Origin of the sequence: Ignavigranum ruoffiae (assembly GCF_023195815.2) — a bacterium.
In the GTDB taxonomy this organism is placed as follows: Bacteria; Bacillota; Bacilli; order Lactobacillales; family Aerococcaceae; genus Ignavigranum; species Ignavigranum ruoffiae.
This window is the reverse complement of the sequence record NZ_CP096206.2, coordinates 1530867-1548285: the sequence shown is the minus strand read 5'-3', so window position 1 is coordinate 1548285 and position 17419 is coordinate 1530867. Positions and strand designations below refer to the sequence as shown.

Here is a 17419-nt window from a genome sequence, read left to right as displayed (position 1 = left end):
CAGTGAGTTTAATTTCTTCAGGCTGTATTTACTTGGGCTTCTTTCTTTAAAGTGATAAGATATTGCACAAAGAGAACTTTCTAAGGAGGAACTATGGAGCGATTATACTTACTCAGACATGCCAAGAGTTCTTGGGATCAAGCTCAATTAGCAGATTTTGATCGGCCCTTGAATCAACGAGGCTACAATGATGCTCAAGCTATGGCTGATTATATTGACCAACAAGGCTATCAGCCTGAGGTCATTCTTTGTTCGAGCGCCAAGCGGACCCGAGAAACCCTCAGTCCAATTCTTAAATTAATGAAAACTCGACCCGAAGTGATTTTTCTAGATTCAATTTATGAGGCTGAATGGATCGCTCTACGTGATGCGGTGGAAGAACGGACGGAAGACTCGATTATGTTGATTGGTCATTGTCCAGGGATTGAGCTCTATTTATCACGTATTTTAGGTCAGATCAAGGAGATGAAAACTTGTCATTTGGCGGTCATTGATTGGCCAGACAAAAAACTCGTAGATTTTATCCGGCCCAAAGAATTTTAACTTTTCGGTCTATTTGTTAATAAAATTGCATTTTAATATCGGTTCATGACCCACTATTTTTATGATAAATTCTAAATAAGATGTAAGCAGTAATGAGCTCTGATCAATTAGGTCAGAGCTTTTTTTGATGGATTAAATCACAGATTTTAATGGTTTCTGGTGTTTTAAGAATGAGATGATGATAAATTCCAAATAAAACCTCTTTACATATTATTTACAAAAAATTTACATAGAGTTTACATTGCAAGATTATAATATATATGTTGTTATGAAAGGAGGGAATTATGGAAATTAAGTTGATCAATCTGAGTAAGAGTTTTGATCACAAGCTAGTATTGAAAGATATCAATTTGACGATTGATTCGCAGTCTTTTACGACGTTGTTGGGGCCATCGGGATGTGGAAAAACAACTTTGTTACGCATGATTGCTGGTTTAGAAGAACCAGATGAGGGCGAAATATATTTCGATGATACTTGTGTTTTTTCTCGTAATAAAGGGTTTTTCGTTCCTACTGAACAGAGAGGGTTAGGCTTCGTATTTCAAGACTTTGCCTTATGGCCGCATCTAAGTGTTTTTGAGAATGTCGCTTTCGGTTTGAGAGTGAGGAAGCATCAAGAGAATATCTCTGAAGTTGTCCTCGAAGCACTTAAAAAAGTTAAATTAGAATCTTTTGCTCAAATGAAGCCGGGTTCTTTATCGGGAGGACAACAACAGCGGGTGGCCTTTGCTCGTGCCTTAGCGATAAAACCAGATATTATTTTATTTGATGAACCATTCTCGGCACTTGATGCCATACTCCGAGAACAGATGCGTCTTGAAATCAAGAATTTAGCTGATGAGTCACGATTTACTTCAGTCTTTGTCACCCACGATCAAATTGAGGCTATGGCGATGAGTGATCAAATTGTAGTTTTATCAAATGGTCAGGTAGAACAAGTTGGGACACCAGAAACAATTTATAATCAGCCCGCTAGTAAATTTGTCGCCCAATTTATAGGCGATTCTAATTGGTTGGATGATGAAAGAATGTTCCGAACTGAATCGGCCCTTCTCAATCAAGAGGGAAAAGGTTTTCCAGTAAAAGTAATCAGTAGTGAGTTTCTTGGCACTCAGTATAAAATCCATCTATCTTATAATGATAAACAATGGATTGGTTATTCAAGATGTAAGTTTACAAAAGATCAACATTTAAGCATGGACATTCAGCAAGAAAATATTATTCAAATTAAATCTTAGGGGGGTTAACCATGAAAAAATTATTCAAATTTATTTTGGCATTTTTATTAATCGTTCTTCCAATCTCCAATTTATTAACAAAAAATACTGTTGCTGCTCAAGACAAAGGTAAAATTACGGTCTATATGCCATCACCGGCGGGACTTGCTGAGAAAATTGCTCAAGCCTTTACCGAAGAAACTGGTATCGATGTTGAGCTCTTCCAAGGAACCACTGGAGAAATAACAGCTCGTCTTGATGCAGAAGCCGCTAATCCAGTAGCTGATGTGGTAATTCTTGCTTCTTGGACTGATGGACTCCGAATGAAAGCTGAAGATAAAATTGCCAATTATGATCTAAAAGCGGAAAATATTGTCGAAGGATGGGTTGATAATGATTCAACTTTATTTGGTTATTCTGCTTCTGCCATGGGGGTCATTTATAACACTGATCAATATCCAGAACTCGATGCGGATTGGGCCGACTTTGCCAAAGAAGAATATAAAGATAATGTGGCTTTCCCTGATGCTGAAAAATCTGGATCAGCTAAAGATTTCTTAGCCGCCTATGTTGAAAATAATGGTTGGGATACATTTGAAGCGATTGCTGCTAATGGTTTAGTCATTCCTGGAGCCAATAAAGCTGCCTTGGAATCAGTAACCGTGGGTGAAGTAGGTGCCTTAATCGCTGGCGTTGACTATAATGCTTATAAATCGATTGCAGATGGAGAACCATTACAAATCTACTACCCTAAAGGTGGAACCATTGTTAATCCTCGTCCTGCGATGATTATGAAAGAAGCTCCAAATCCTGAATTAGCTCAACAATTTATTGAGTTTTTATTCTCAGATAAAGCACAAGAACTTGTTGTTGATGCTTATCTATTACCAGGACGATCTGACATCGAAGTAACGAATCGTGCCGCTTTACAAGATATTCCACAATTAGAAATTAATTGGGAGAAAATGATGGAACACGCGGATGAAGATGCTGCCCATATGAACGAAATCGTTCAATAGTTTCTATTCCATGCAGAGAAATCAAAAGATTCCCTTTCTCAGAATAGGATTGGGAATCTTATTCTTTATACTTATTCTCGGGCCGATTTTGATACTTTTATCACGGGCAGTCTATTCAAATGGGCAATTGAATCTGACACAATCATTTACCGTATTATTGGATTCTGAGAATGTAAATACCATTGCAAATTCACTTCTTTTAGGTTTTCTGGTGGTGATCGTAAGTACGATTTTAGCCTTTCCTATCGCATTCTTATTAGCTAAAACTGAATTTAGTAAACATCGTTGGCTTGATATCATTCTTATGGTACCTTTTATGACGCCACCATATATCGCTTCGATGGGCTGGATTCTTTTCATGCAGAAAAGGGGATTGCTGCAACAGCTAGTTCCACAAATTACCGGGAGCCACCGATGGTTTTTCTCGTTGGCGGGTTTGGTTATTGTGATGACCTTTTCTAATTTTCCATTTATGGTAAATATGATGCGCGAGGCTTTAAGTAATGTTCCTAATAGTTTAGAAGAAAGTGCGGCTGTTTTTGGGGCGCCACTTCATCAAAGAATCAAGAAGATTTTATTCCCCTTAATTCGAGGAAATTATGCTATCGCAGCTTTATTGATTTTTGTACGGACAATTTCGGAGTATGGTGCTCCCGCGACAATCGGAGCTCGTTTTGGTTTTGAAGTTTTTACAACATCGATTCATCGCAATGCGACCGTCGCTCCAGTAAGTTTTGAGAATGCCTCGATTTTATCAATCTTACTGATGGTGATTTGTTTTTTGGTGTGGTGGGTTCAATCCAAGATTACCCATAAGAGTCAATATAATTTGGTTGGATCGCGGTCCAATCGAACGGGAACCATGAAGCTTTCTTTGATTAAAAAGTTATTTTCTTGGATTTATCTCCTTATTATTTTTCTAGTTAGTATAGGTATCCCTTATTTTTCAGTAATTATGACCTCGTTGATTAAAAGACGGGGCCGAGGTTTACAATCTGGAAATTTTACCATGGATCATTATATCCATCTATTTACTGATAATCAGAGAGCTTTGAATGCTTTAGGAAATTCTTTTGTGCTAGCCACGGTATCTGCTTGCCTCTGTGTGCTTATCGGAACTTTTCTCGTTACAGTCATTCGGAAAAAAGAGAAAAAGATGGACTACATTTTAGAATTTATAGCCTTGATTCCACAAATGTTGCCAGGAATTGTAATTGTCTTGGGCTTAATGATATTTTGGAATACGGTATACCAAACTTTGCCAATCTACAATACTATGGGGATGTTATTGATAACCTATGTCGCTCTGTTTATTCCTTACACGATAAATTATGTCAATTCAGCTTATAACCAAATTGGAGAAAATATTGTTGAAGCGGGTAAAATATATGGAGCATCTACCCTTCAAATATTTATTAAGATCCACTTACCACTTTTAGCGAGGTCAATTATCTTGGCCTGGATGATGTCCTTTATTATTGGATTAAGAGAGCTTGTCGGTTCGAGCATGGTCTCGCCGCCAGGACAATATGTGATTTCAACATTTATCATGCGTGAATTTGAACAAGGATCAGTCTCGATTGGCATGGCTATGGCGACGATTACGGTTGTACTTACAATATTGATTTTATTGGTTCTCTATCAACTCATTCATCGTTTAAAGGGCGAATAGAGACAAATCTCATTTCAAACACCATATTCCCATTTCCAAAAACCACTCACAGATATTTCTGAATAATCATTCAATGGAGATATTTTGTTTGGAATTATAGTTTAAGCAGGTACCTTTTCATAAAAATTAATAGTGTACTTGACCTGTCCCTTAGGGGCGGTGATATAGTGCTTGTGAAGGGGGAGAGGAAGATGTTAAGAAGTCAAGTTCAAGAAGCTACCAGTTTGACTCGGAAAGCTATTGAATACTATGAAGAAAAAGGTTTAATTCAACCTACTAAAGATGCCAATGGCTATCGAGATTATTCAACTCAGGACATCCAGCAATTAAAAAAGATCAGTCTTTACCGCAAATTAGGATTAAGTTTAAAAGATATTCAGACGATATTGACTGGGACAGAAAATCGAGCCTCCATTTTGCGTCGACAACAGCACCAAGTAGAAGTGGATCAAAGACGAAATGAGCTACTTAGCCAATTGATTGATGGACAAGCTGTTGAGGAGATTGAGCAAGAATTAGCCCTTTTAGAAAAAAGCGAAAGTATTTACCAGCGATTAACCCGCATCTTTCCAGGTTACTTTGGCCAAGCTTTCTTCGCAGCTTATCAACCATTCTTCACTGATGAGCTAGTTGAGGATAAAGCGTCGTCATTTAATCGCTATGTTGCCTATTTAGATTCGCTGCCGGATATTGATTTTTCTGACCTTGAAATATCTTATATTGAACAAGTGACGGCGAACTTCGATTATCAAGTCTTAGCCGCAATTCAAGCGGATAAACAAGTAGCCATTGAACAACCTGAACAATGGTTGGCTGAACATAAGGAGGAAGTCGACACCTATCAAGCTTTCTTACAGAGTCAAGATTATTTGACCAGTCCTTTGAAATCTATCAAAGACAAAATCAAGCAATTTATGTTAGACCATAAGTACTATGAGATTGCTATTCCAATGATCCGCGAATTTAGTCCCCAATATGATGCTTATTATCATAAGCTGATCAAAGCAAGTCAGTTAATGGATGAGGAAATACATTCATAGTCATCTCCAAAGATCGGCATATTTGATAATCAGCAAAATTATACCGATTGAAAAGATAAGAACCAACTATTGGATTGGAAAGTTACTGAATGAGCCAATATTGCTGATGAAGAAGGTGATTGCGATTCGATTAACGGAGCGAGCTTAACAGTTGAAGACGGATATTCCAGCCTTATATTTGTGTTTGAAGAGTCCGCAAGTATCACTGTTGTCTAAATTTATTGCCGGAATCACAGTCGCTTATGCTTTATCACCGATTGATTTAATTCCTGATTTCATCCCTGTCTTAGGTTATCTTGATGACTTAATCATTTTACCCATCTTGATTGCTTTAACGGTTTATTTTATCCCCAAAGACACCTTAGCTGAGAAACGCCAACAAGCTAAAGAAGTTTATGCTTCACCCAAGAAGAACAAATGGCTCTTTGCTTTACCGATTCTTTTTATTTGGCTAGTATTGGCGGTTTGCTGGTATCTTTTGTTTCAAAATTAATTTAAGATGATTCAAACTTAAAATACCTAAGATACCCTCAAAATTGGTTTAAGAACCAGTTTGAGGGTTTTTGACTTGATAAAGGGCATTACTTTGGAAATACTGGCTTCAATGGTAAAATATGATTACTAAGATACAGGAGGTACAGTGCAATGAACACAGTATGTTGTCTATTACCCAGTTAATGAGAGGATAAGTCCTCTCAACTAAAGGAGGATTTATGATAAACATACAACAATTGAATAAAACTATTGGCGTTCGTAATCTACTTCATGTAGAAGCCCTATCGATTGAAGCGACTGATAAAATAGGCTTAATTGGCCAGAATGGTGTAGGTAAATCGACTTTACTCAGAATATTGGCCGGCTTAGATCAAGAATATAGCGGACAGATTGATATTCAAATGTCCCTAAGCTATCTTTTCAGCGATGATCAGCTTGGCGTAGAGTCTGGGCAAGATCAGGATACTTCTATCGAACAAACGGATTTACTAAAGCAGGGCAGTCCAGGACAGGTCCAAAGCCAACGATTGGCTCAAGTCTTAGACCATCCTGATTCTTTCTTGTTATTAGATGAGCCTACTTCTCATTTAGATCTCGAACAAAAGGATTTATTGAGCCAGCGATTGCAAGCGAGAACTATGGGATTTCTAGCTATTTCTCACGATCGGAATTTTATCAATCAAAATTGTAATAAAATATTTGAATTGAGCCAGGGAAGTATTGAAATTTATAATGGCAATTATGAATTCTATTTGGACGAGAAGATTAAGCGCGAGAAGTTTGCTCAACGTGAATACCAGCAATTTGTCAAAGAGAAGCAACGTTTAAAGAAGTTAGCTCAGCAGGTCCGCCAACAATCGGCTGCCGTGCGAAGAACACCCAAGAGAATGGGGAATTCTGAAGCGCGTCTGCATAAAATGGGGGGTCAATCCGTTAAGAAAAAGTTAGATAATAAAGTCAAAGCCATTGAAACTCGGATGCAACAACTTGACGTTAAAGCGAAACCCAAAGAAGATAGCGTGATTAGACTTTCGTTGCCTGAGGGAGAAGCTATTCGGGCTAAGGTTTTGGTTTCGGCTGAATCGCTGAACAAATCATATCAGGATAAGAAAATTTTTCGACAGGCTAAATTTACCATTGAACGCGGGGATCGAATTGCATTAATCGGTCCGAATGGTTCGGGCAAAACCACGTTGTTAAAGATGATATTATCAAGAGAGCAAGTCCAGACCCATCCTCGGTTGCAGATTGGTTATTATAGTCAAATGGAAGAAAATCTGGATTTAGAGTCCAGCATTTTAGAGAACATTTTGACCAGTTCGATCTTTGATGAGACTTTGACTCGGATTGTCTTGGCTCGTTTAGGATTCACAGGCGATAGTATTTATAAAAGGGTGGCAGTTCTCAGTGACGGTGAGCAAGCTAAAGTCAAACTCGCAAAATTAATCACCTCAAAAGCAAACCTGCTGATGTTGGATGAACCGACCAACTATTTGGATATTCAGGCTATTGAAGTCTTGGAAGAACTCTTATTGCATATGGATCGTCCACTTATTTTTGTGAGTCATGATGTTTCATTCATCAATCATTTGGCGAATAAATTATTTCTGATTAAGCATCAGCAAATAGAAACTTTCGCGGGAAATTTACAAGACTATCAACAAGATCAGCTGACTAAGAAACAAGCAAAAAGTGATCAGCAAATGTTGATCGATTTCAGATTAACTCAACTAAATAGCCTACTTTCTCAGGATTTACCGACCGAGGAGAAAGCTCGTCTAGAAGAAGAATATCTTGATTTATTAAATCAAAAACACAACCGTAATTAATATTCTTTTGGCAGAAGGAAGAGGACAGCTTATGGCAGAGATAGCTAGCCAACGAATGATTATTCATCATGTAAAGAACGTGTTAAAGATTCCTTATCCCTTGATGGTGTTGACTAAGGAAGACAATCTTCCATCTCGCCGAACTGCCGAAAGTTTAGGTTTAGTGTATCAGCCAACATTTGATCGTTACCAAGGTCAGGGAATGTATATTATTTCAGTTTCGATTTAAAGCGTGATTACTTCGGGAAATAGCTCGATAGCAATGAACAATGTGCAAAGATTTCTTACAATCGTCGTCCAAAGAAAGGAATGAAGTCATTGACTAAGAAAATTTATTCAGCGGTTAAATTACCTCAAGAAGCGGTGTCAATTATTGAAGAAGCAGGTTTCACTTTAGAAATGCATGGTGAACTGACGACACCATCCTCCAAAGAGATTATAGAGAAAAGCAAGCAAGCTCAAGCGATTATTTCTGGAGTGAATGTTCAGATAACAGCTGAAATCATTGAAGCCAGTCCCCAATTAGAAATCATTGCCAACGTGGGTGCGGGCGTCAATAATATTGATTTCGAAGCTGCCAAACAACATCAGGTTGTGTTAACTAATACACCGAGCCGAGATTCTGTTGCTTCAACAGCCGAGTTGGCCCTAGGTCTCGTCTTAGCCTTATCACGTAATATTCTGCAAACACAGGAAATGGTCCAATCCAATGATTTTCCCGGTTGGCAAGTGATGGGCTTCTTAGGCGGCCATCAAGTAGCTTATAAGAAACTCTTGATTGTTGGCTTCGGCAATATCGGTCAGGAAATTGCCCGGATGGCCAAAGCCTTCCATATGGACTTGTATTACTATGATCTTAAAGACCGTTCAAATTTTGTAGCGGCGGAAAAAGAGACCGGCGCTCAATATATTGACTTCGAACAAGGTTTGAGCTTGGCCGATTACGTCATTCTGCAAATGAACTACACGCCAGATAATCATCATTTTATCGGTGAAGAAGAACTTAAACTGATGAAAGAAGAGGCCTATTTAATCAACACGGCTCGTGGCGGAATTGTTGATGAAGCAGTCTTAGTCGAGGCGTTGAAGCAAAGTTGGATTGCTGGCGCTGGAATTGATGTCCACGAAGAAGAGCCAAAGATAAATCAAGATTTATTAGCGACCCAGAAAGTTGTGATGACGCCACATATTGGTAACGATACCTATGAGGCTCGAACCGAAATGGCTAAAATTGCAGCCAGTGAAGCGGTCAAAGGGCTGAAAGGCCAAGCACTGACTTATCAAGTAGACTAAAAATATTCTCATCCTCCGGTCGATTTCCAAAAGACGAAAACAAGTGAGGATGGGAGTTTTTTGTGGCCAATTTTTCTATTACGCTAGACATTCAAGGAGGGATTGTGTGTTTGCTTTGACGGTGTCTAAATATTGTTTCATCTCAAACATTATCTTTTCTCGTATGCTGTTCTTTTATTTAGAGGAATGAAGCAGGCAGTTTCAGGTGTTGTCTACTCGCGGAAAAAATAAAGGTGCTAAATAGGCTAATAAATAGAAAATCTAAAATACTCATGGCATAATTAAGAAAATTATCCCGATGAAGGAGACTCCGATATGTTTACAATTATTATTATCTGCCTTGCCTTTCTTGGCTTAAGTATTTTTATATTTTTTAAGCAATTGCGAAAAGACCAAGTTTGGCAACATAGATTTCTACTCTTGCCAGCTAGTCTTCTTCTAATTGCAGCTTCTTTACTCCCTATTTTCTTTGTGTTAGAAATGAGCCAGAGTCTTTCTAGCGAGGATGAATATCGATTTGGATTTATTATTATTTTAGTTTTGACCCTTCCCATCCTGATTTTAACCCCGCTTTCGATGATTCAGAATTTGATCAATGGATATATTTTTTGGAAACATCGAACCGAAGTCAATATCTCATCAAAGCTGACCAAGATTTATTTCGGCAATCTGAGTCTTTACGCTCTATTTATTTTGATAAAAATCGTTTCAATCTTAGTTGATCATGCCGTTTTTTATTTTCATCTTATCACTGTTTTACTAGACTTGATTTTTGCCATTGTGTTGGTAATTTCGACAAAAGAGGTCAAGGATCAGATCTTGCTGACCTTGCAGTCTGATCGTGATTCGTGATGTTGATTTATCATGAAAATTTACAAGTATCTTGATTAATTTCAGTATTCTATTAATTATCATAAATATTGTTGTAACGATACAAAAAGTGAAACAAAAATATTTATTATCGGAACATCTATCCATATCAACCGTGTCACTTTTTAGATTTTAATCACGCTTAGAAGAGTCTAAAACAGTGGGTATCAGTCAGAGAAGGGAAATTATTGAGATTGTAGATGGGGATTGTATGATTATTAGAGAAATTAAGCATCGGAAACGAGATTATTTGCCACTTTTACTATTGGCGGACGAGCAAGAGAGCATGATTGATCGTTATCTTGATCGGGGACAGCTTTATGTTCTCGAAGATCCAGATCTAAGAGCAGTATGTGTTTTAACTGATGAATGCGAAGAGATTTTAGAAATTAAAAACTTGGCCGTCGATACTCCTTTTCAAGGGCGAGGATATGGTAAGGCAATGATTGAATTTGTCGTCGAAGAATATGGGCAGACCTATTCAATTCTACAAGTCGGAACTGGGGAAAGTCCTCTAACGCTCCCTTTCTATCAAAATGTGGTTTCAGCCCTCATCATCGTCTTAAGAACTTTTTCATTGAAAATTATGACCAGCCAATTATTGAAGCGGGCCAACTATTAAAAGACATGATTTATCTCCGCCGAGATATATAATAACTTAAAGTGATAACGATCAAGAATAACCAGGAAAGGGGTGAACTCGTTGAAGATTACCAGTTTTGGCACGACTACTTTGTTGTTTGATGATGGTAGGGATCAGATTCTATTTGATGCCCATTTTAGCCGTCCATCGATTGGTCAAGCCCTGTTTACCAAGTTGAAAGTTGATCATGAAATCATTCAAGAGATGATGGAAAAGCATGATTTCAGTCGTTTGAAAGCAATCTTTGTATCTCATTCACATTACGACCATGTACTTGATGCGCCTTATCTGGCTCAAATAACCGGGGCAAAGTTATACGGCAGTCCTTCAACAATTAACGTAGGGCGTGGCGCGGGCCTTGCTGACAGCCAATTAGAGACTTTCCAGGCTGATCAAGCTTGTCTAATAGGGGATTATCAGATTCGCATTATTCCCTCGATTCATTCCAACCCCAATCCATTTAATGATGATTTAGGTCAAGAAATCGAAGAACCGCTGAGCCAACCTAATCGGGTTCGGGCCTATAAAGAAGGTGGCTCGTTTGATTTTTATATTCAACATGGTAAGAAGTCGTATTTAATCCATCCAAGCTGTAATTATATAGAAGGAAATCTAAAAGGCTGGACTGCTGACCTCTTGTTCTTGGCATTAGCCGGAATTACCAAGATGAAGCCCGAGGAAAAAGAGACTTATTTTGATCAAACCATAGGTCAGACTCAAGCCAATTTAGTGATTCCCATTCATTGGGATAATTTTTTTGTATCCTTGGCTAAGCCGACTAAAGCAATGCCTCAGCTTGCCGAGCATACCGATCAGGTTCTTTTCGAATTAGTTCAATATTGTGAAGACCATGGCATCAATACCTTAGTTCAACTCCCACGAACGAGTTTTGATTTTTAATGTTGAAAGACATTTTGGAATTTACTCAATCTTTACTGAACCTTTACAGAAGATTTACACTGCTCAGTTATACTGAACATTGTAACTGAGTTTACAATATCTTTGTAAAGGAGAAGTCGATGAAATCTTTAAAGAAAGCGGTATTAACGACTGTATTGGTATCGAATTTATTAGCTGGTGTTAGTGTTCCGGTGTTTGCTCAATCAGTAGCTGAGGAAACTTTAGCCCATAATGAGGAAAAGGCTAAGGATCCAAAATTAACGCCTGAAGCCTTCTCAGAGAATGATGGCATTGAGAAGGATGATCAAGGCAAGGTCATTTCTGTTACCATCGGTGGCGAGAAAGCTGAAGTTCTTGAGGAGAATCCTGCTAAGACCGAGGCGCCTGTTAATAACAAGCCGAATCGTATCACCACGAATCTAAGTGAAGATCCAGCGACCTCAATGTATTTCCAATGGCATACGACGGATGAAGACAAAGAAGCACGTTTGTATCTTTGGGAAGAGGGTCAAAGTATTGATGAGGCGGTCGAAATAACGCCAGAGATCTCAGTGATTGAAGATGCTTATTATGTACAACAAACCGATGATGGACATTTCGTCTATGCGATTATGTGGGACGAAGAGGAAGATGAACCTTTAACCGATCTTGATGATCCATTTCAACCCCTTGATCAAGCTGATAAAGTTTTAGGTTACTTCACCGATGAAGCTTTTAGCAAGGATAATTTATTATGGTTGGATAAAGGCTATGAAGAATATTCCGTGCCAGTGCCTTATGCTAAATTTAATGAAACAGCTTATAAAGCAGTGGCAGAAGATTTAAAACCAGCAACGGTTTATCATTATGCTGTAGGCAACAAAGAAGGTGAATTGTCAGAAGAAGCTAGCTTTACTACTGCCCAAGCTGAAGCTAAAGATTTTACTTTCGTCCACTATACCGACACACAAAATGCGTTTGCTTCTCAAAATCAACGTTCAGAGGCAGATTACTCTAAATCTACCATGGATTCAATTTTAGCTAATGAAGAGGCTAAGGGAGCCAGCTTTGCTATCCATACGGGTGACGTAGTAAATGATGATTACAATGATACTGAGTGGAATTTGACCTTAACCGCTTTAAGTGAATTAAATCAAACTATGCCTCATCTATTCGTAACAGGTAACCATGACAATGAAGATTTCCAACAACATATTCATACCCCCAATGAAATTGAAGACATGAAATCTGGTGTGGCTTATTCAACACGTTATAATGGTGTTCAATTCATTACCCTCAATACAGAAAATGATATGGAGTCAGAAGAAGATGCATCACCAATGATTTCTGAGGAACAAATGACTTGGTTCGAAGAAGAACTTAAGGCAGCTCAAGAAGCACGAGATAAGGGTGAAATTAATTGGATTATTGTTAATTATCACCGTCCGCTGGTATCAGCTTCTTATCACTCTTTAGAAGATGAGAAAGTTCAATTAGTTCGCGATGAGTTAATGGCTATCTTAGACCAATATGATGTCGATTTAGTCTTAAATGGTCATGACCATAATGTTACAGCCACCCATGCATTGAAATACGATGAGAAGAGTTTCGTTAAAGCTAGTGTAGCTACTGAAGGGGTTACCAAGGATAATGTAACAACTTATAGCTCTCCGGAAGGAACAATTAATATCGTACCTGACACAGCCGGAACGAAGAACTATGATGCGATTTATAAGAATCAATCCTTTGAATGGTTGAAAGAGAATGAAGATATTCATGAGACTTTCGCTGAATTAATGGATTACGAAGTCACTGAAGATGATATCAAAGCCTTCCGCGAATTATTTGTTACTGAAGATCAACCATTCCGTTCACCATTCTATACTGATGGCCACTCCAATGCCCGTGAAGGAAATATCCAACACTATGCAGTGGTTGACGTAACTGCCGATAAGATTACGTATAAAATGTATGAAGTGATTGGTGAAGATTTAGATAATCGTGAAACCAACTTAATTCATACTTATGTGATTGAAAAATAAATCTTAAATTTACCTACGGAATTTATACATCCCTATTTATATTCTTAACTCGATTTAGTTACAAGTTAGGAATAGAATAGGGATTTTTTAATGAATAAAAACATATTCAGATGGCAAAATTTAGTTGAACATCAAGATACTAGATGAAAAAAGCTCTTATGTTACAATAGTTCAGACAGTGTTCTCTGCATTGTCTGAAAAGTAGTAGAGGTGATTGAATTAATGGATATTAAGAATTATCAAGCTTGGGTCAGTGAATTTTATCAGGAGCGCCACTGGTATCAATATAATCCTTTTATTCGGAGTAATTTTTTGACGGAAGAGGTGGGCGAATTAGCCCAAGCCATTCGTAAATATGAGATCGGTCGTGACCGACCTGATGAAGAAGTCCCTTCACAGGTTGAGAATCTAGCCGATATCAAAGAAGAATTAGGGGATGTCTTGGATAATATCTTTATTTTAGCTGATAAGTACCAAATTTCTTTAGAAGACATTATGGTTGCCCATAAAAATAAACTAGAAAAAAGGTTTGATCAATGAATATTACCGTATATTGTGGAGCAAGCGTAGGGAATCATCATGTTTATCAAGAAAAAGCTCAGGAATTGGCCAAATGGATGGCTCAAAATAATCACACATTAATTTATGGTGGTGGGAATGTTGGTCTGATGGGGGTGATGGCCGATACCATATTAAACGATGGTGGTCAGGCTATAGGTGTGATGCCGTCATTCCTAAAAGAACGTGAAATCGCTCATAATCGGCTGACCGACTTATTTCTAGTAGAAAATATGACTGAGCGAAAGCTTAAAATGATCCATCTGGCTGATGCCTTTATTGCTTTGCCTGGAGGTCCTGGAACCTTAGAGGAAATATCTGAGGTCATCTCATGGGCGCGGATAGGACAGAATAATAAACTTTGTATTCTTTATAATATTGCTGGTTATTACAATCATTTAAGTTATCTATTTAATCATATGGTAAGTGAAGGTTTCTTGAACCAAGCTGATCGTGATCAGATTATGATTGACAATAGTCTATCGAGGATAGAAGATTTTATCTCTAATTATCGGCCGCCAAAAATTCGGACCTATTGAATTAAACATTTGTATAATTTATTCATAACATATTTTAATCTTTCATTACTCACAGCAAATTGGGATTGGGGATTAAATTTTTAGATTTACCTCACAGAATCACGCATATTTTGTAGCTTTTTCTGTGCAGCCATAAGTGATATTCCTTGTAGACATTCTAATCTATGATAAAATAGAGATGTAAAGCTTAGATTTCGAAATATCAGCACAGCTTTTGGACTCAACAGAAAGAAGGAATATTTCAATGGTCTTAGAGAAAATTGAAGCAGTCCATGATTATGACATTGTTGTGATTGGAGCAGGGTCACCAGGTGTGCCAGCCGCCCTGGTAGCTGCTGAAAGTGGGGCAAAGGTAGCCATTATTCAAAAGGAACGCCATGCCTCTGCCTGTGGTCACATTAGTGCAGGAATCGATGTAGATCATTCTGATCCCGTTGCCGTTCAAAAATTAGTCAAACGAATGATGGCTGACAATGACGATCGGTCTAAACGTGGCCTGATTGAATCCTATGTTAAACATTCTGGTAAAGCTTTGTTATGGCTATATACTAAGATGAAAGAAGCTGGCGTTCATGTGAATGAACTAGGTAATGGCCCGCAACAAGGCTTGATTGACGAAGAGGACTTGGATTTACAATTTGTTACCTTGCTTGTCGGCCCTAAGCCTTATGATGTTGGCGATGCCATGATTGCCCTTTGTCAACTGGCTCAGCGACAAGGCGTTGATATTTATTATAATGCACCTGCTGTCCGATTGATTAAAGAACAAGACCGAGTAACCGGCGTGATTGCCCGAACGGTCGATGGCTATCAACAATTTAATGCCAGTAAGGGAGTCATCTTAGGTACGGGTGATTATCAGAATGACCCAGCCATGATGCAGCAGTATTTACCAGATGTGGCTCATTTTGAGAAGAAAAAGACGGGTCGTACCGGCGATGGTCATAAAATGTTAATCGGTATCGGTGGTCGAATGGAAAATGTGGGCCATACCAAGATGGTTCATGATATGGATTCTGGACCGAGCGCAATGATGTCCTTGCCATTCTTACGCGTGAAACTAGATGGAACTCGTTTCGTCAATGAAGAGGTTAAGATGGAATACATGAACTGTTATACCTTAACCGAAGGTGGCCATTATGCGCAGATCTTCGACGATGCCTATCTGGAAAAAGCGAAGAATTGGGCCAAGAAAATTCCAGATAAAGCTGAACTGAAGAATTATATGCCTGAAGAACCCGGCGAGAAGAAAGGTGTCCTAGTTGATCAGATTGCTACTTTTAAAGCCGATACTTTAGAAGAACTTGCTGAAAAATTACAGATTACTGATGTCGAAACCTTTAAGGAAACCGTCCAACGGTATAATGAATTAGTTGAAGCAGGTAAAGATGTCGACTTTGGTGTTGCTCCAGAACATCTATCAGCCATTGATACGCCACCATATTATGGAACCCACCGTCATGTTCGCTTTACTCAAGGTTGTTCCGGTATTGTGGTTAATGAACATAATCAGGTCCTCGATGTTCATGATCAACCAATTGAAGGAGTTTATGCGATTGGTAACCTAGCAGGTAACTTCTATGGATCAATCGATTATCCTTTATCCATCGGTGGTTTAAATTTAGGTCACAATTACACTCAAGGTTATGTTGTTGGCAAGATGTTGGCAGAACAGTAATCGACATTAAGTAGGCGGGTTGAGGTCATTCATACACATTTAGGAGGAATTTGAATGGGACTTTTAGTGGAGGGTGTTTGGCAAGACAAATGGTACGATACCAAGAAATCTAAAGGACATTTTGTCAGAACTCAGACTCAATTTCGTAATTGGATTACCAAGGATGGCAGTCCGGGACCAACGGGTGAAGGAGGCTTTAAAGCAGAGAAAGATCGCTATCACCTATACGTATCTTATGCCTGTCCTTGGGCTTCTCGAGCTTTAATTTTCCGGAAAATCAAGGGATTGGAAGATATTATTTCTCTATCGGTGGTTCATCCTTATATGGGTGAAAACGGCTGGACCTTTGAAGAAGGGGACGGCGTGATTCCAGATACAGTACATCAATTTGATTATTTATATCAAGTTTACTTAAACGATGATCCTAAGTATACGGGACGGGTAACTGTGCCAGTCTTATTCGACAAGAAACAAGATCGCATCGTTTCCAATGAATCGGCAGATATCATTCGCATGTTTAACTCAGCCTTTGATGACTTAGGAGCTAAAGAAGGCGACTATTATCCAGAAGAATTGCGTGAAGAAATTGATGAAATTAATGAGTTAGTCTACCACAATGTGAATAATGGGGTTTATAAGGCTGGATTTGCCACTAAACAAGAAGTTTATGAAGCAGAAGTTCGCAACTTATTTACCACCCTAGATAAATTAGAAGAACGGCTTATCGATCAAGATTATTTAGTAGGAAATACACTTACTGAAGCGGATTGGCGTTTGTTCACTACTTTAATTCGTTTTGAACCGGTTTATTTTGGCCATTTCAAATGTAATCTGAAACATTTAACGGATTATCCAAACTTATGGAACTATACTAAGCGTCTATATAATTATCCGGGTGTCAGCGAGACGGTGAATTTTGATCATATCAAGCGTCACTATTATATGAGCCATCCAACCATTAACCCTAACCAAATCGTGCCACTGGGTCCTGATTTGGATTACACTGTTTAAAAGTAAAATAAATCATCCATCCTGGGCAAGTCATCTAGAGTGACCCCAAATAGTTGGACCAGAGAGATGAACACTATTTTGTGTTTGTCTC

At 38.4% G+C, this 17419-nt stretch carries 17 protein-coding genes; all 17 read left to right on the top strand.

The features are described 5' to 3' along the window. Positions 1–93 precede the first annotated feature (93 nt). The 17 genes from M0R79_RS07300 to M0R79_RS07220 all read left to right on the top strand — a co-directional run bounded on the left by M0R79_RS07300 (position 94) and on the right by M0R79_RS07220 (position 17328). Entirely contained in the window at positions 94–543 is a 450-nt protein-coding gene (locus tag M0R79_RS07300) for a SixA phosphatase family protein (protein ID WP_248415813.1), read from the top strand. A 284-nt stretch (positions 544–827) separates the two neighbouring features. After that, the gene (locus tag M0R79_RS07295; protein ID WP_248415814.1) at positions 828–1781 is read left to right on the top strand and encodes an ABC transporter ATP-binding protein; all 954 of its coding nucleotides are present in this window, start codon (positions 828–830) and stop codon (positions 1779–1781) included. Positions 1782–1792: 11 nt separating this feature from the next. Then, positions 1793–2779, top strand: coding sequence for an extracellular solute-binding protein (locus M0R79_RS07290; protein WP_248415815.1), 987 nt, complete (start codon positions 1793–1795; stop codon positions 2777–2779). A gap of 157 nt (positions 2780–2936) precedes the next feature. Then, entirely contained in the window at positions 2937–4451 is a 1515-nt protein-coding gene (locus M0R79_RS07285; RefSeq protein ID WP_259560435.1) for an ABC transporter permease, read from the top strand. 191 nt (positions 4452–4642) lie between these two features. Continuing rightward, the gene (locus M0R79_RS07280; RefSeq protein WP_248415817.1) at positions 4643–5491 is read left to right on the top strand and encodes a MerR family transcriptional regulator; all 849 of its coding nucleotides are present in this window, start codon (positions 4643–4645) and stop codon (positions 5489–5491) included. Between the two features lie 151 nt (positions 5492–5642). After that, positions 5643–5984, top strand: a complete 342-nt coding sequence (locus M0R79_RS07275; RefSeq protein ID WP_248415818.1) for a YkvA family protein — start codon at positions 5643–5645, stop codon at positions 5982–5984. A 220-nt stretch (positions 5985–6204) separates the two neighbouring features. After that, positions 6205–7815: a ribosomal protection-like ABC-F family protein gene (gene abc-f, locus M0R79_RS07270; RefSeq protein ID WP_248415819.1), complete on the top strand. Its 1611-nt coding sequence runs from the start codon at positions 6205–6207 to the stop codon at positions 7813–7815. Positions 7816–7846: 31 nt separating this feature from the next. Beyond that, positions 7847–8044: a GNAT family N-acetyltransferase gene (locus M0R79_RS07265; protein WP_248415820.1), complete on the top strand. Its 198-nt coding sequence runs from the start codon at positions 7847–7849 to the stop codon at positions 8042–8044. A gap of 89 nt (positions 8045–8133) precedes the next feature. Next, complete coding sequence (locus tag M0R79_RS07260) at positions 8134–9108, top strand: NAD(P)-dependent oxidoreductase (RefSeq protein WP_248415821.1); 975 nt, start codon at positions 8134–8136, stop codon at positions 9106–9108. A 315-nt stretch (positions 9109–9423) separates the two neighbouring features. Continuing rightward, positions 9424–9960, top strand: coding sequence for a hypothetical protein (locus M0R79_RS07255; protein ID WP_248415822.1), 537 nt, complete (start codon positions 9424–9426; stop codon positions 9958–9960). 229 nt (positions 9961–10189) lie between these two features. Beyond that, positions 10190–10600 carry a GNAT family N-acetyltransferase gene (locus M0R79_RS07250; RefSeq protein WP_310795407.1) on the top strand — a complete coding sequence of 137 codons (411 nt, stop codon included), beginning with the start codon at positions 10190–10192 and terminating at the stop codon, positions 10598–10600. A gap of 81 nt (positions 10601–10681) precedes the next feature. Further along, positions 10682–11521 carry an MBL fold metallo-hydrolase gene (locus M0R79_RS07245; RefSeq protein WP_248415823.1) on the top strand — a complete coding sequence of 280 codons (840 nt, stop codon included), beginning with the start codon at positions 10682–10684 and terminating at the stop codon, positions 11519–11521. Positions 11522–11640: 119 nt separating this feature from the next. Then, positions 11641–13542 carry a purple acid phosphatase family protein gene (locus M0R79_RS07240; RefSeq protein ID WP_248415824.1) on the top strand — a complete coding sequence of 634 codons (1902 nt, stop codon included), beginning with the start codon at positions 11641–11643 and terminating at the stop codon, positions 13540–13542. 222 nt (positions 13543–13764) lie between these two features. Beyond that, positions 13765–14082 carry a MazG nucleotide pyrophosphohydrolase domain-containing protein gene (locus M0R79_RS07235; RefSeq protein WP_248415825.1) on the top strand — a complete coding sequence of 106 codons (318 nt, stop codon included), beginning with the start codon at positions 13765–13767 and terminating at the stop codon, positions 14080–14082. Further along, complete coding sequence (locus tag M0R79_RS07230) at positions 14079–14639, top strand: LOG family protein (RefSeq protein ID WP_248415826.1); 561 nt, start codon at positions 14079–14081, stop codon at positions 14637–14639. The genes M0R79_RS07235 and M0R79_RS07230 overlap by 4 nt, the downstream gene beginning before the upstream one ends. 244 nt (positions 14640–14883) lie before the next feature. Continuing rightward, positions 14884–16317 carry an FAD-dependent oxidoreductase gene (locus M0R79_RS07225; protein ID WP_248415827.1) on the top strand — a complete coding sequence of 478 codons (1434 nt, stop codon included), beginning with the start codon at positions 14884–14886 and terminating at the stop codon, positions 16315–16317. Positions 16318–16371: 54 nt separating this feature from the next. Then, positions 16372–17328 (top strand): glutathione S-transferase family protein, encoded by a 957-nt coding sequence (locus M0R79_RS07220; RefSeq protein WP_248415828.1) that lies wholly within the window; start codon positions 16372–16374, stop codon positions 17326–17328. Positions 17329–17419: the final 91 nt, after the last annotated feature.